Origin of the sequence: Ensifer sp. 4252 (assembly GCF_050434565.1) — a bacterium.
Lineage (GTDB): Bacteria > Pseudomonadota > Alphaproteobacteria > Rhizobiales > Rhizobiaceae > Ensifer.
Map to the genome: position 1 here is coordinate 1 of NZ_JBNDIU010000020.1, position 14,976 is coordinate 14,976.

General features: G+C 61.5%; 14 protein-coding genes and 2 pseudogenes. 11 read left to right on the forward strand and 5 right to left on the reverse strand.

Annotated features, from left to right (window positions below; translation table 11 throughout):
• On the reverse strand, positions 1-779 hold a 779-nt coding region (locus tag ABIE33_RS27310), incomplete at its 3' end, for an aldehyde dehydrogenase family protein (protein ID WP_429130919.1).
• Between the two features lie 268 nt (positions 780-1,047).
• Here ABIE33_RS27310 and ABIE33_RS27315 point away from each other — a divergent pair.
• The 8 genes from ABIE33_RS27315 to ABIE33_RS27350 all read left to right on the forward strand — a co-directional run bounded on the left by ABIE33_RS27315 (position 1,048) and on the right by ABIE33_RS27350 (position 9,487).
• Positions 1,048-2,082 (forward strand): ABC transporter substrate-binding protein, encoded by a 1,035-nt coding sequence (locus tag ABIE33_RS27315; RefSeq protein WP_429130920.1) that lies wholly within the window; start codon positions 1,048-1,050, stop codon positions 2,080-2,082.
• A 4-nt stretch (positions 2,083-2,086) separates the two neighbouring features.
• Positions 2,087-2,899: an ABC transporter ATP-binding protein gene (locus tag ABIE33_RS27320; protein WP_429130921.1), complete on the forward strand. Its 813-nt coding sequence runs from the start codon at positions 2,087-2,089 to the stop codon at positions 2,897-2,899.
• A gap of 62 nt (positions 2,900-2,961) precedes the next feature.
• Positions 2,962-3,735, forward strand: a complete 774-nt coding sequence (locus tag ABIE33_RS27325) for an ABC transporter permease (protein ID WP_429131088.1) — start codon at positions 2,962-2,964, stop codon at positions 3,733-3,735.
• Positions 3,736-3,845: 110 nt separating this feature from the next.
• Complete coding sequence (locus ABIE33_RS27330) at positions 3,846-5,201, forward strand: FAD-dependent oxidoreductase (protein ID WP_429130922.1); 1,356 nt, start codon at positions 3,846-3,848, stop codon at positions 5,199-5,201.
• Positions 5,198-6,355 (forward strand): CaiB/BaiF CoA transferase family protein, encoded by a 1,158-nt coding sequence (locus tag ABIE33_RS27335; protein WP_429130923.1) that lies wholly within the window; start codon positions 5,198-5,200, stop codon positions 6,353-6,355. Before ABIE33_RS27330 ends, ABIE33_RS27335 begins: the two co-directional genes overlap by 4 nt.
• Positions 6,352-7,125 (forward strand): enoyl-CoA hydratase-related protein, encoded by a 774-nt coding sequence (locus ABIE33_RS27340; protein WP_429130924.1) that lies wholly within the window; start codon positions 6,352-6,354, stop codon positions 7,123-7,125. The genes ABIE33_RS27335 and ABIE33_RS27340 overlap by 4 nt, the downstream gene beginning before the upstream one ends.
• 44 nt (positions 7,126-7,169) lie before the next feature.
• On the forward strand, positions 7,170-8,093 hold the full coding sequence (locus ABIE33_RS27345) for a LysR family transcriptional regulator (RefSeq protein ID WP_429130925.1): 924 nt from the start codon (positions 7,170-7,172) through the stop codon (positions 8,091-8,093).
• Complete coding sequence (locus tag ABIE33_RS27350; protein WP_429130926.1) at positions 8,090-9,487, forward strand: amidohydrolase family protein; 1,398 nt, start codon at positions 8,090-8,092, stop codon at positions 9,485-9,487. Before ABIE33_RS27345 ends, ABIE33_RS27350 begins: the two co-directional genes overlap by 4 nt.
• Here ABIE33_RS27350 and ABIE33_RS27355 read toward each other — a convergent pair.
• The 4 genes and pseudogenes from ABIE33_RS27355 to ABIE33_RS27370 all read right to left on the reverse strand — a co-directional run bounded on the left by ABIE33_RS27355 (position 9,472) and on the right by ABIE33_RS27370 (position 11,910).
• On the reverse strand, positions 9,472-10,359 hold the full coding sequence (locus tag ABIE33_RS27355) for a dihydrodipicolinate synthase family protein (RefSeq protein ID WP_429130927.1): 888 nt from the start codon (positions 10,357-10,359) through the stop codon (positions 9,472-9,474). The two genes, ABIE33_RS27350 and ABIE33_RS27355, sit on opposite strands and share 16 nt — an antisense overlap.
• Before the next feature lie 25 nt (positions 10,360-10,384).
• Positions 10,385-10,723 carry a ferredoxin gene (fdxA, locus tag ABIE33_RS27360; protein WP_429130928.1) on the reverse strand — a complete coding sequence of 113 codons (339 nt, stop codon included), beginning with the start codon at positions 10,721-10,723 and terminating at the stop codon, positions 10,385-10,387.
• Between the two features lie 152 nt (positions 10,724-10,875).
• Positions 10,876-11,019, reverse strand: a pseudogene (locus ABIE33_RS27365) (IS3 family transposase); the annotation flags it as partial.
• A 57-nt stretch (positions 11,020-11,076) separates the two neighbouring features.
• Complete coding sequence (locus ABIE33_RS27370; protein ID WP_429130929.1) at positions 11,077-11,910, reverse strand: IclR family transcriptional regulator; 834 nt, start codon at positions 11,908-11,910, stop codon at positions 11,077-11,079.
• A 327-nt stretch (positions 11,911-12,237) separates the two neighbouring features.
• Here ABIE33_RS27370 and ABIE33_RS27375 point away from each other — a divergent pair, with 327 nt between their 5' ends.
• From ABIE33_RS27375 to ABIE33_RS27385, 3 genes and pseudogenes are all read left to right on the forward strand, one after another.
• On the forward strand, positions 12,238-13,299 hold the full coding sequence (locus tag ABIE33_RS27375; RefSeq protein ID WP_429130930.1) for an ABC transporter ATP-binding protein: 1,062 nt from the start codon (positions 12,238-12,240) through the stop codon (positions 13,297-13,299).
• Complete coding sequence (locus ABIE33_RS27380) at positions 13,296-14,171, forward strand: ABC transporter permease (RefSeq protein ID WP_429130931.1); 876 nt, start codon at positions 13,296-13,298, stop codon at positions 14,169-14,171. Before ABIE33_RS27375 ends, ABIE33_RS27380 begins: the two co-directional genes overlap by 4 nt.
• Positions 14,172-14,175: 4 nt before the next feature.
• Positions 14,176-14,970: pseudogene (locus ABIE33_RS27385) on the forward strand (ABC transporter permease).
• The last annotated feature ends 6 nt before the right edge of the window (positions 14,971-14,976 follow it).

Here is a 14,976-nt window from a genome sequence, read left to right on the forward strand (position 1 = left end):
TCGGCATCGTCGAGCACCACGAACGGGTTCTTGCCGCCCATCTCCAGCTGGTATTTGCGATTGTGCTCGACCGAGGCCAGCGCCACGCGTTTGCCGGTACCGGTCGAGCCGGTAAAGGTGATCGCCTGGATATCGGGGCTGTCGAGCATCGTCTGGCCGACGACCGAGCCCTTGCCCATCACCAGGTTCAACACGCCCTTCGGCAGGCCGGCACGCACGAGAATGTCGACGATCGCCCACGAGCAGCCCGGCACCAGTTCGGCCGGCTTGAAGACGACGGTGTTGCCATAGCACAGCGCCGGCGCGATCTTCCAGGCGGGAATGGCGATCGGGAAATTCCACGGCGTAATGATGCCAACGACGCCGACCGGCTCGCGGGTGATCTCAACGCCGATGTTCGGGCGCACCGAGGGAATGACCTCGCCGGCCAGCCTGAGCGCCTCGCCGGCGAAGAAGTCGAAGATCTGGCCGGCACGCACGGTCTCGCCGATGCCTTCGGCCAGCGTCTTACCCTCTTCGCGCGACAACAGCCGCCCAAGCTCGTCCTTGCGCGCCAAAATCTCGTCGGCGGTCTTTCTAAGGATGGCATGGCGCTCGAGAATGCCGGAGCGCGACCAGGCCGGAAAGGCGGCTTTGGCCGCAGCGATCGCAGCCTTGGCATCCTCGGCCGAGGCGCGGGCATAGTCCCCGATCACGTCGTTGGTGTCGGACGGATTGATGTTGTGGACCGCTTCGTTGCCGGTGATCCATTCCCCATTGATCAGGTTGCTGTGCATCATATCTGTCCTCCACGGCGGTGAGCGCTTGAAATATCCGTTCGCTTATCCGACGGGACCGGGCGCGAACAAAGAACAATCTTTCGAGCCCGCTATTGCCGAAAAGGCAAAGCCTCGTGATCTCTGCGTGTTGCCGTATCGGCAATGCTTACCGCTAAAAATTGTGCTTTATGAGATGCCAAATTCCATCATCATCGTTCCCGGCGATGAGAGGGCATCTAACCCTGAGCAGCAAGATCTCATCGCTCCCATAACAAGCAAGGGGAACGATATGTCTCATTTCATGATGAACCGCCGGGGTTTCCTTTCAAATGCAGCCGCAGTGGGGGCGATTGCCGCGACCCACAGTCTTGTCAATGTTTCGGTCGGCCGGGCTGCCGAGCCCGCCACGATTCGGATGCAGCTCGGTTGGCTGCCCTCAAACGGGCTTCTCGGAGAACTCGTCGCTCGCAAAAAGGGCTACTACGCCGAGAACGGTGTCGAGCTGGAAATCGTACCCGGCGGACCGAATGTCGACGGCGTCGCCGGCGTGGCGGTCGGCCAGTCGACGATCGGCCAGATTTCTTCCAGCCCGTCGGTCATGCTCGCCCGTTCGGCCGGTGCGCCGATCAAGGCATTCGCGGCAGGCTATCAGAAGCATCCTTTCGCCTATTTCTCCCGCAAGGCAAATCCGATCGCCAAGCCGCAGGACATGATCGGCAAGACGATCGCTGCGATCCCGACCTCGGTTATCCTGTTGCGCGCGCTTCTCGCCAAGAACGGGATATCGGAAGATCAGGTCAAGATCGTCAACATGGGTTCGGACATGAACCAGCTGGTGACAGGCCAGGCGGATGCGGTCTGTGGATGGCTAACCAATGTCAACGCCCTGAAAGTCCTGGGCGACGACCGGGTCGATCTGACCCTCTGGGACGGCGGCATCCGGCTTTATGCCAACGTCTACTACACGACTGACGACCAGCTGGAAAATCACGCCGACCATCTTGCGGCATTCGTATCGGGTTCGGCACGCGGATGGGGCTATGCGCGCGAACACCAGGAGGAGGCCGTCGACATCCTGCTCGAATCCTATCCGAACCTGGACAAGGCAAGCGAACTCGAGGCCATCGGGCCATTGATGAAATTCGTGTTCAACGAAACCACCACTGCCGTCGGCTGGGGCGGCATGGAGCGTGCAAACTGGGAGGAGCAGATCAAGACCTATGCGGACCTCGGTCAGTTCAACGGCCCGGTCCCCAACGCTAACGATGTCTACACGATGGCAATCCTCGATGCCACCGCCGACGTCCGCAAGAGCGTAGGATAAGGCGATGCTGGAAACGCTTAGCAGACCCAAGCAGGCATCGGTCGGCAACCCCAGTGGCTCAGCCGTATCGGTGAAGAACCTTCATATCCGCTTCGGCGCGAATGATTCCAGCTTCACCGCGCTCTCCGACGTTTCGGTCGAGATACCGGCCGGCTCGCTCGTCACCATGCTCGGCCCTTCCGGTTGCGGCAAGTCGACGTTGTTGCGGACGGTCGCTGACCTCGTGCATATCAGCGATGGCTCGGTATCCGTGCATGGACAGACGCCGCGCAAGGCGCGCGAGGGCCGCGATTTCGCCTTCGTTTTCCAGGAAGCGACGTTGCTGCCATGGCGCAATGTGATCGACAACGTGCGCCTGCCGCTGCTGGTGGGAAAGCGCGAGGCAGGCGTGACCTACGCCGATCCGGAAGAATTGATCGCCCTCGTCGGACTGAAGGGACGCGAAAAGGCGATGCCGGACGAACTGTCGGGCGGTCAGCGCCAGCGCGTGGCGATCGCCCGGGCGCTGGTCACCCGCCCCCGCATCCTGTTGATGGATGAACCGTTCGGAGCGCTCGACGAGATCACGCGCGACAAGCTGAATGAGGAATTGCTGCGCCTCTGGCAGGAAACCGGAACCACGATCCTGTTCGTCACGCATTCGATCCCCGAGGCAGTGTTTCTCGGTCAGCACGTCCTGATGCTTGCGGCTCATCCCGGCCGGGTCAAGGAGTTCATGAAGGTCGACCTGCCCTATCCGCGATCGCTCGCGATGCGTGACACGGTCGAGTTCATTCGCGTGACCGCCCACCTGCGCAAACTTTTGGGAGAATGTTGATGGCTAATGCCCTTCCTTCGCAAGCGGAAGGCCGCGCTTTGGTAGACGGCAACAGGTTCAGGATGCTCGATGCCGCCGCAGCTGCGGCCCTGCGTCACCTGCCGGCGACGCTCGCGATCCTTGGCTGCATCCTGCTATGGCAACTCGTCGTCTGGGGCTTTTCGGTGCCAACGTTCATGGCGCCCGGTCCGCTTGATGTAATCAAGGCTTTCGGCGAAAACGCCGGCGTCCTGTGGACGAATTTCTGGCCGACGCTCATGGAGGCGGTTCTTGGCTTTGTGTTCGGCAATTTCGTTGCCGTGCTGCTGGCGGTCTGGTTCGTCTACAGCCCGCTCGCCGAGCGAGCGTTCTATCCGATCGCGGTGATCATCAAGTCGATACCGATCATCGCTCTTGCGCCGATCCTCGTGCTCCTCGTCGGTAACGGCATAGCGCCGAAGATCATCATCGCAGGCCTGATCTGCTTCTTCCCGACGCTCGTCAACATGGTGCAGGGACTGAAGTCAGCGAGCCCTGCAATGCTTGATCTGATGCGCATCCTGTCCGCCAGCAACTCCGAGATCTTCTGGAAGGTTCGTCTTCCAAGCTCGCTGCCCTTTCTTTTCGCCGCGCTGAAGATCGCGGCAACGAGCAGCGTCATGGGTGCTATCGTCGCAGAGTGGATCGGATCCAGCTACGGCCTTGGCGCGCTGATCATCGAGGCGACCTACAATTTCCGTTCGCCGCTGCTCTATGCGACCGTGGTGATCGCCGCCTCGCTTGCCGTGGTTCTCTTCTTCGCCGTTTCGTTCGCGGAATCGAAGATCGTCCGCTGGAAGCCGACGACGGACCACTGACCCCCAAACCTTTGCTGCCGGACCGGGTACCCGGTTCGGCCAACCGACGACGTCCCTGGCTGTGAGCTTCCTCACATTTCGCCGGACACGCCCCCTATGGAGGAAAGACAATGGAATTAATCAGGGAACCTTTGCGTAACGCCAGGATCGTCGACCGCTCGGACGTGGTCGTGGTCGGCGGCGGTCCGGCAGGTATTTCCGCCGCCGTGTCGGCGGCGCGCATGGGCGCCAGCGTCACTCTGCTCGAACGCTATCCCTATGTGGGTGGCCTTGCCGCGGGAGGGATGGTTCTCGTGCTCGACGACATGGTCAATCATGTGGAAATCACCGTGCGCGGCATCTGCATGGAGATGATCGAACGGATGAAGACGCTCGGTCTCTGCGTCACCCCGACGGATGGCGACCGGCAGCTCGATCTTCGCGATACGCCGGAAGCATGGCGCCGCTGGGCACGCTGGGGATTGTTCGATTTCCACACACCGTCCGCGCCGCATCCGATCTGCTATGCGGCCGCGTTTGATCCGGACGCTTTCAAGCGTGTCGCCTATGACATCCTTCGCGAATCCGGTGTCAAACTCAGGATGCACAGCTGGTTCTCGTCGGCGATCGTCGAGGACGGCACGATCAAGGGCGTGGTCTGCCAAACCAAGGCCGGGCGCGAGGCCATCATGGGCGACGTGGTGATCGACGCATCGGGCGACCTCGACGTCGCTGCCGACGCCGGCGCCCAGCATACGGACGGCAACTTCATCCTGACGACCGTTTCCCGCTGGGGCGGTATCGACACCGAAGCGGCCGAGCGTTTCGAGTTCGAGGAACCGGAAAAATTCAAGGCACTCGATCATGAGGCGAAGCGACTGATCGGCGGCTGCTGGTCGTTCTGGTGGCTGAAGACGCCGCTCCCCGGCGTTATCTGGCTGAACTGCCCGCACATGCCGAAGCTCTCCGGTCTTAACGTCGAAGACCTGACCTATGCGGAACTCGAGGGGCGCACCCGCATCGCTCGCCTGCTCGATTTCGCCCGGGCGAACTTACCGGGCTTCGAAAATGCCCATGTCATCGATTTCGCGCCACAGACGGGCGTGCGCCAGTCGCGACTGCTCCAGGGTGAGTATGTCGTCACCAAGGACGACGTGATGAACCGCCGTCACTTCGCCGATACTGTCTGCCGTGGCCGTGACTACTACACGCCTTACCGGGCCATGCTGCCGAAGGAGGTGGACCAGCTGATCGTCGCGGGCCGGCATTACTCCGCAACGATCCAGGCGCAGAAATCGAGCCGCGAGATACCGCCGTGCATGGCGATGGGCGAGGCGGCCGGCGTCGCAGCCACCGTGGCGCTCAACGCCGGCGTGAAGGTGCGAGACGCGGATGTCAGGGCGATCCAAAAGCAGCTGCGAGCCCAGGGCGCCGATCCAGGCGACGTGCCATCCGAAAATGCAACCTATCTGGAGGCCGCAGAATGACATCACTTCCCCTCGACGGTATCCGCGTCGTCGATTTCACCCAGGTCATGCTTGGTCCCTGCTGCACGCAAATGCTGGCCGACTACGGCGCAGAGGTCATCAAGGTCGAAAAGGCCAAGATCGGGGACCTCTCGCGCTGGTCGCTTGGGTCGGACCCTGATGGCCTCAACAATCCTGTCTTCTCGTCGCTCAACCGCAACAAGAAGAGCCTGGCGCTCGACCTCAAGCAGGACGAGGCGCGTGCCGCGGTGCGCGCCCTGATCGACACGGCGGACGTGGTCGTCAACAATTTTCGCCCCGATGTCATGGAGCGTATGGGTTTTGGCTATGAAGAGCTCAGGAAGACCAATTCGCGGCTGATCTACGCCGTCGGTACCGGCTTCGGCCTGGAAGGCCCCTATCGGCACAAGGGGGGACAGGACATTCTCGCCCAGGCGCTTTCGGGTGTCATGCGACGCAAGTCGGATGCGAACCATCCATTGTCGATCTATGCGACGCCGCTTGCCGACTACTCGGCCGGCATGCATCTGGTGCAGGGCATCCTGCTTGCCCTGTTGCACCGCAACAAGACCGGCGAGGGCCAACAGGTCGCGGTCAGTCTCTACAGTTCCATGCTCGCCATGCAGATGCAGGAGGGCACCACGCACATGATGCGGGAGAAGGACTTGAACTGGGGTGCCTTTCCTCTGACGGGCGTTTTCGAAACCACCGACGGCGCCATCGTCATGGTCGGCGCCTTCAAGCCGAATCCGCTGCGGGACATTTGCACCGCTCTGGAGATCGAGGACCTGTCCCTGCAGGTGCAATTTGCCGATTTCGACGCCCAGATGCAGCGCCGTCCGGAATTGCAGCAGGTCTTTCGCGAGACCTTTGCAACGAACAGCAGTGCACACTGGCTTGCCCGCCTGGAGCAAGTCGACATTCTCTGCGCACCGGTGCGCTCGCTTCCCGAAGCTCTTGGCGACGAGCAGACGACGATCAACGGCATGATCCTGCACGCCGGCGAAACGAAAGCCGGTCCGGTGCGCCTGGTTGGCTCGCCGATCGACATGTCAGCCGCGACCGTGACGGTGCGTATCGCCCCGCCGAGGCTCGGCGAGCATAACGACGAGATCTTCTCGGCGCTTGCTGTCCGTCAGGGAGATGCCGCATGAGCGTCGAGTTTGTCGTAGAGGAGCGAGTGGCGAGCGTCACGCTCTGCCGTCCGGAACGGATGAATGCGGTGGACGCGGCGACCGAACGCGAGCTCGAGGCGATCTGGGAAGAGATAGAAGCGCGCGACGACGTAAGTTGCGTCGTGCTGACGGGCGCCGGCGAACGGGCTTTCTGTGCCGGGGCCGACCTGAAGGGGCCTGAGACGAGCGGCCTCGATTACTGGAGCGAAAGCCGGCCGAACGGCTTTGGTGGTTTGGCCTTTCGTCGCTCGCTGGATGTTCCCGTCATCGCAAAGGTCAACGGTTATGCGCTCGGCGGCGGGTTTGAGATGGTACTCGGCTGCGATATCGTCGTCGCCTCGACGACGGCGGCGTTCGGCTTGCCGGAGGCGCGCGTCGGACGCCTGCCGCTTGATGGCGGCATGGTCCTTTTGCAGCGCCGGATCCCACACAATCTCGCAATGGGCGTGCTGTTGACGGGCCGGCGGTTTTCCGCAGCCGAGATGCAAGGGTTTGGCATCGTCAACGAGGTCGCCGAACCGGGCGAACTCGACGCTGCAGTTGCGCGCTGGGTCAATGAAATCGTCGCCTGTGCACCGCTTTCGCTCCGGGCGATCAAGCAGACCGTCAATCGAACCGGGCATCTTTCTCCCGCCGAGGCTCAAGCGCTGCGCACGCCGGCGCTTGTGAGGGCGCTCAAAAGCGAGGACGCTCTGGAAGGGGTCAGTGCCTTCCAGCAGAAGCGCGCGCCCGTTTGGAGGGGACGGTGAGCGTGCTATAGGTCGGGGCCCAGGGGAGGGGAGGTTCCAATCGAATGCACGCCAGCATCCTGAAATACTTTGTCTCGGTCGCGCGATCCGGATCTATTCGCAAGGCCTCCGAGGAGCTTCATGTGGCGTCCTCGGCGGTCAGTCGCCAAATCAAGAAACTGGAGGACGAACTCGGCATCGCTCTGTTCGAGCGGCTCTCGAACGGTTTGAAGCTGACCGTTGCCGGGGAAAATGTGCTGCGCCACGCCCGGGTCACGCTCGAGAATTTCGAGCTTCTGCGCAGTGACCTCGGTGCACTACAGGGAAAGAAGACCGGTCGCGTACAGATGTCCTGTCTGGACAGTCTGGCCATCCAGTTTCTGCCGGACGTGGTCAACGCGTTCCACAGCATCCATCCCGGGGTGAGCTTCCATATCCACACCGCCGGTCACGGCAACATCAGTAGCCTGGTGGCCGAAGGCGATGTCGACATGGGATTGACCTTCGATCTGGCAAGGCCGGACGACACGGAGATGCTCTTTCGCGTACCGATGCCGCTTATGGCTTTCGTCGGGCGTGGACACCCCCTGGCCAGACAGCGTGAGGTTTCGCTCGCCGAGTGCGCCCAGTACGATCTTTTGCTGCAACTCGACACCCAGCCGATCCGTTCGCTCATCGAAATCGAACTGTCCGTCTTCGAGCGGACCGGACGACCCTTTGTGCTGTCGAACAGTCAGATGATGCTCAAGCCCTTCATGATCTCCGGCCAGGGCGTGGCCTTCTTCACGCCGATCGGCTTTCTGGCGGAGATCAAGGCGGGTGATCTGGTGGCCATACCGCTTTCCGGGTCGCGTCTCCAAAACCTGCACGTCGGAATTCTCGTGCAGCGGCGTCGCCAGCGCACGCACGCGGCCGAGGCCGTCATCGAGTTCGTCGGCGCCGAATTGCTGAGGTTCAGCGATCAGATCATGGAGGCAATCCGCCCATGAACGCAGGCGCGACCTCGGGGCGCCTTCTCTTGCGCCCCGGTCATGAGGCTGCGCGGCGCGAGACGGATCTCTTGCGTCATCTGCCGGACGGTGTCTCACCGGCAACAATCCCGGCCAATGCTCTCCTCATGCCGCCGCCCGTCAACGCCCATGACCACGGCTATGGCATCCGCACGCTCGATTTTGGCAGCATCGACGATGCCCTGGAGGTCTGGATCCCGGGCCTTCGGCTCAGACCGCGGACCGACCCTTACCTCGAAGCGCTCGTGGCGTTCTCCCGGTTGGCGCAGACGGGCATCGGCGCGACGATGCATTGCCATAACTCGCTGAACATCGACCGGCTGGTGGAGGAGGCTGGCGCCGTGATGCGCGCCGCTCGCGATGTAGGCATAAGGCTCGCGCTCTCCTGTCCGCTGCTCGACTACGACCCGTGGGCCTATGATGGCGGGCCGCAACGACTACGGCCGTTTCTCGCTCCGCCAGACTGGGACGAGCTCAGTGCCTCGATCCCGAAATATGCGCCGCCCTTGGTCCAGATTTCGGCCGCAAACGCCGTCGCTGCCGCAAACACCAGCCCGCTGATCGATGTCCAGTACGGTCCGATCGGGCCGCAGTGGTGTTCCAACACGTTGCTCGAAAGTATCGCCGAGGCCTCTGCTGCAACGGGCCGGCGCATTCATATGCATCTGCTCGAAAGCCCAAGGCAGAGGCAGTGGCTGGACCGACGTTTCCCGCAAGGGATCGTTCGGTACCTCGACGATATCGGCTTCCTCTCGTCGCGCCTGGCGGTTGCCCACGGGGTTCAGTTGCGGCCGGATGAACTGGAACTGCTGGCTGCACGTGGTGTGCAGCTCGTCTCCAATCCCTCGGCAAATTTACGCCTGCGTTCAGGTGTGGCACCGGTCGCCGACATGCTGGTGCATGGACCTGCTTTCGCCTTCGGTCTCGACGGGACAGGCTTCGACGACGATCAGGATCTCTGGCGGGAATTGCGCCTTGCCCATCTGCTACATGGTGGCCAAGACGTGACGCGGACCTTTACGTCGGCGCGGGTGTTCGACGCGGCGATCCAGGTCGGCGCAAAGGTATTGAATGCGCTGGTGAACGAAGACCTGGTGCTCGTTGATTACGACGCGTTGATCGCCGACAGCCTGACCGACGATCTGGATGAGGCGGAGGTTCTGCTCGCCCGAATGACGGCGACCCACGCGAAGGGTCTTTACGTCGGCGGACGCGAGATCATGCGCGATGGAAAGTTGACCCGGGTCGACTACGAAGGTGCCCGGGCCGATCTCCTGCAACAGGCACGCGCCGATCTTCCTCGGCTGAAAGGCGAGCGCGAGCGCGTGACCAAGCTCGCCGCTGCGACGCGGGCCTATTATTCCGGCTGGTGAACCTGAGCTGCGAGAAGATCCAGTGACGACCGCTGCGCGGCAGCAAGCAGCGGCTGCGGCGGCGCGGCATTCAACCAGACCGGATTTCCCGATCTCTTTGCCACCAGGTATTTCACGGCCGGGATCAGCGGGTTGGCGGATATCGCCTGCCGCAGCCGGAGCACGCGATCCTGCAAGGGAGCATCAGCCTGGTCTTTCCAGAGCTTGGCCGAGAGGACCGGAGCGATATTGACAGTTGCGGATATCGTGCCGGCGTAGTTGTCGGCGCCAGCATCGGCGAGCGTCGCCTCGTTGCTGGGGAAGACGGCGAAGCTCCGGATCTCGGCCAGCTGACGGGCGTAGTCGAGATCGCCTGAGCTGTCCTTGGCGCCCTTGATGCGGTCGGGAAACGCTTCGGCAAGTCTCGCGACAAGAGCAGGGCTGAAGGTGATGCCGGTCATCTGCGGAAAGTTGTAGAGATAGATCGGGATCGGGCTTTTGGCGGTGCCCTGGACGAGCCGCGCAAACCAGGCGAAGAGCCCATCGTCCGAAGCTGGCTTGTAATAATAGGGCGGCAGGACCAGTGCCGCCGCATAGCCGAGGCGATCGGCAAGGGCCGTGAGGGCGATCGTCGTCTCGAGGTCCGGCGTTCCGGTGCCGACCATCAGCCGTTTCGTATCCAGCGCTTCGGCCGCAGCCACCATGACCGCACTGCGCTGCTCGAAAGAGAGCGAGTTGGCTTCGCCGGTCGTCCCAAGCAGATTCAGGCCATCACAGCCGTTGTTCAGGCACCAGCTGGCATGTTCGACAAAGGCTGCGGTATCGATCCGGCCCTGATCGTCGAACGGCGTCGGCACGGCGGCAACGACGCCACCGAATTCTGTCACAGACATGTTCGTTCCTGTTGCTGAAGTGTTGCTATGCTGCCGTTGCGGCTTTCTCGAAGGCGGCAACGAACGGGTGGTCCAGCGCTGTGGAGCACTCCTTGCTCCATCCCCCCGGCGATCCCATTCCAGTGACGTCGGAGCCGAAGAACTCCTTGTTGACGGCGATGAAATGGCGCTGGCTGTCAGGGATTTCCTGGTCCCAGACGATGGCATCGACAGGGCAAATCGACAGACAGAGCCCGCAATTTATGCATTCTTCGGGGTGGATGTAGAAGGTGCGGCCACCTTCGTAGATACAGTCCACGGGGCAGGCCGCGGTGCAGTCGCCGTCCTTCACGTCGATGCAGGGCTCTGTAATGACATAGGCCATCTTGCTTGCCTCTGAGGAGTTGCTTGCCAGACCAATGTTTCAGAGTTTCTCATGGCGAAGAAGCAGAGATATTCGCAGCGACGATTGCCAAAATGGCAACGTCTGGCGGCTGGCAGCGTTCTGCCGCAATCAACTCACCGTCTCGTTCGCGCTTGCTTGCGCCCCTTCTTGATCTTGACTGGCATGCACGCGAACTGCTTGGACGGTTCCACCAGCGCCTGAACGATCCTGATCGCGGCCAGCGCCACTTTCGCCTTGAAAGCCGGGCTTTGGTTCCGGCGTGGCCGTCTCGTCACACTATCCGATCGAAGTTACGCCCGACGAGACAGGCCAGGCGGATGTGTTCGTGGACGTCAGCTCGTCGATTGGGCGCGGAGTGCGGATGCGGGATAACGCAGGGTCGGATCGAACGGATTGAGCTTGTTGCTGATCGCCCGCGCCTCCGACTTGAGCAGATCGGTGATCGTTCCGCTGCGCAGTTCAGTCAGCCGTGACGCCAGGGTACCGATGCTCAGAGAAGCGACGGCGATACCGTTTCGGTCCAGCACCGGCACGCCCAAGCCCGCCATGCCCTCGATCATCTCGAAATTCATCTGCGCGGCGCCGATGCGGCGCACTTCCTCAATCTTGATGCGCAGATCCACTTCATCGATCGCCGCACGATCCATGATGCGCGGCATGTTGAACTTGATGATGGCCTCGCGTTCCTCCTCTGGCAGGTAGGAGAGGATGGCGATGCTGCCCTGGCCGATGCCCAGCGGCACCTTGCCGCCGATGTCACCGGTAAACGAGCGGATGGGGAATGGCCCCTCGACGCGATCGAGGCAGATCGCATCGAAGTTGCTGCGCACCAGCAGGAACACCGTGTCGTTGAATGTGGCCGAGAGCCTTAGCAGCGATGGGCGGGCAATCTCGAGGATACCTTCGCGCCGCCTCGCCTGCGAGGCGATCGAAAAGAATTCCAGGGACAGACGGTAGGATTTGCTGTCCGACATCTGCTCGACCATGCCCTCGGCGATCAGGGTCTTCAGCAGTCGATGCGCCGATGGCTGACTGAGATTCAGCCTGCGCGCAAGATCGATCAACCGCACACCTTCGACCGAGTGAGCCGCCAGATCTTTCAGGATATGGATTGCCTTCGAAAGGCTGGAGCTTCCAACTGTGTCTGATTCCGAAATTGGCGCCATGTCGATGTTATTTCCCGCTTTGAATTCCGAATTATGGACTTTTTTCATAAAAAATTTCAACATAGAAAATTAGATTTGTGTTTTTTGTCAAATTCCGGAACTTAGCTCTCAAGCCTTTCTCAGGTGATGGTTTGAATGCGTGGACGGACGTCGTTCGTCCACGCCGGGAAAACTGTGTGCGCAAAACTTAGCGAGCGCAGCTACCGGCTTCGAAATCCCTCTGAGCAGGCCCAATGGATTTTGACGACGTATCGTTGCCGCATGGATCGCTGACAAGAAAATCAGGGCAGGCGATTTCTCCAGGCAATGAGTGACGGGAGAGCGAGCATGAGTTTCCTCAGCCTAGAGCAGGTTTCCAGATTCTACGGATCAGTTGCAGCTGTTCACAATTTCGAACTTGGTGTGGAAAAGGGCGAGTTCATCTCGCTTCTGGGGCCATCCGGATGCGGCAAGACCACGACGCTGCAGATGATCGCGGGCCTCGTGCGCCCCTCCTCCGGCACGATCATGATGGGCGGCCGCGATATTACCCACATGCCGCCGCCGCAACGGCAGCTCGGCGTGGTCTTCCAGAGCTATGCGCTGTTCCCGCATATGACGGTGGCGCAGAATGTCAGCTTCGGCCTGGAGATGCGCAAAATCGCGAAGGCCGAGCGCGAGACGCGCATCAAGGACATACTCGCCCTCGTCCATCTATCGGCGCTTGCCGATCGATATCCGCGCGAGATGTCCGGCGGTCAGCGGCAGCGCGTGGCGATTGCCCGGGCGCTGGTCATCAATCCGCCGGTTCTCTTGCTCGATGAGCCGCTCTCCAACCTCGATGCCCAGCTTCGCGAAGAGATGCAGTTCGAGCTGCGTCGGATCCAGCAAGCCGTCGGCATCACCACGATCATGGTCACGCACGACCAGGCCGAAGCGCTCTCGATCAGCGACCGCGTCGTGGTCATGGAGAAGGGCAAGATCACCCAGGTCGACACGCCCTACGAACTCTACGAACATCCGCGCAACGATTTTATCTCCTCCTTTGTCGGAAAGTCGAACTTCATGCCGGCGACTGCGGTCGTAAACGGCGCGGGCGCGACCGTTTCCATCGGCAATACTGACATCGTGTTCGAGACGGGAGCCAGGCCGGCAAGCAAGGATGTTTCGGTCTTCATTCGCCCGGAAAAGCTGCGGCTGACGACGCCGTCCGACGGGCAGCTTCAGGGAACCGTCACGACGCGCTACTTCATGGGCAGCCAGTGGCTGGTGAGCGCTACGACGCCCGCCGGCGTTCTGGCGGTTGCCGTTCCCAATCTGGGAGCGCCGCCGCCGCTGGAAGGCGAAAATGTAGGGTTGTCCTGGCAGCATGGCGACTGTCGCGTTCTTGCTGCGGGAGCGGCCCAGTGACGGGCGCGGCGACCCCTGCGGCGACGCGGCGCGCCTTTGCCCCCCTGTTCCTTTCGGGCCCGGCGACACTGTTCTTCATCGGGTTGGTGCTGCTGCCGCTGGCGCTGACGATCATCCTGTCGTTCAACAGCTACGACTATACCGCCGGCATTCAGAACGATTTCTCGCTCGCCAACTATCTTACGGTGCTGCAGGACGAGTACTATCTCTCGACCTTCTGGCGCACGCTGCGACTGGCGCTGCTCACCACCGTAATCACCGTCGCGATCGGGGTTCCGGAAGCCTACATCCTCTCCAACATGCGCAAGCCTTGGCGGTCGATTTTCCTGCTCGTCATCATCGGCCCGCTGCTGGTCTCCGTGGTCGTGCGCACCTTCGGCTGGAGCATGCTGCTCGGCAAGAACGGGTTGGTGAACGGCGCACTTGCCGCCGTCGGCCTCGAGCCGGTGCAATTGCTCTATACCGAAGCTGCGATCGTCATCGGCCTCGTCCATATCATGCTGCCGTTCATGGTCATCCCGGTCTGGACAGTGTTGCAGAAGCTGGACCCGACGGTCGAGGCGGCAGCGCTCACGCTCGGGGCATCCCGCTTCACTGCCCTGCGCCGGATCGTCTTCCCACAGGCCGCCCTTGGCATTCTCTCCGGCAGTCTGATCGTCTTTGCACTGTCGGCAAGCTCCTTTGCCATTCCCGGCCTTCTCGGCGGACGGCGGCTGAAGATGGCGGCGACGCTGGTCTACGACGAGTTCCTGATCGAGCTTAATTGGCCGCTCGGCGCCACCATCGCCATCATCGTCCTCGTCGCCAACCTTGTGATCATGCTCGCCTATAACAGGCTTATCGAGCAGCAGGCAAAACGGAAGCTGGGTTGAAGTCATGCAGAGAAACGGTCCTGTCGCGCTGGTCTTTCACAGCCTCATTGTCGTGTTCATGCTGGCCCCCATGGTCGTGGTGTGCCTCGTGGCCTTCACTCCGGAAAACACGTTGGCCATGCCGTGGAACGGCCTGTCGCTGAGATGGTTCGAGGCGGTGTTCCACCACAACGACTTCATGTCCTCGTTCGGCAACAGCATTCGTTTGGCGCTCCTCGCGGCAACGATCTCAACGCTGTTGGCCGTGCCGGCTGCGCTTGCCATCACGCGCTACGAGTTTCGTGGCCGCGATGTGCTGAACGCGTTGTTCCTGTCGCCGTTGATCATTCCGCATCTCGTTCTCGGCGTCGCTTTTCTCCGGCTGTTTTCGCTGATGGGCATGACCGGCTCCTTCACCTGACTGGTCGCCACGCATGCCATCATCGTCACGCCTTACACGCTGCGGCTTATCCTGGCGTCGCTGACGAGCATGGATCGCAATGCCGAAAACGCCGCCCGCACTCTCGGGGCAGCCGAGTGGACGGTGTTCAAGCGTATCACCTTGCCCTTGTTGTTGCCGGGGATCAGCGGCGGCTGGCTGCTCGCCTTCATCAACAGTTTCGACGAACTGACGATGTCGATCTTCGTCACGTCGCCTTCGACCGTGACCTTGCCGGTCCGCATGTACATGTATGCGAGCGAATCCATCGACCCGATGATGGCAGCGGTTTCCACGATGATGATCGCGCTTGCGACCGTGACCATGATCGTTCTCGACCGGATGTTCGGGCTCGATCGTCTTCTTGTCGGCAAGGGCTGAGAACGG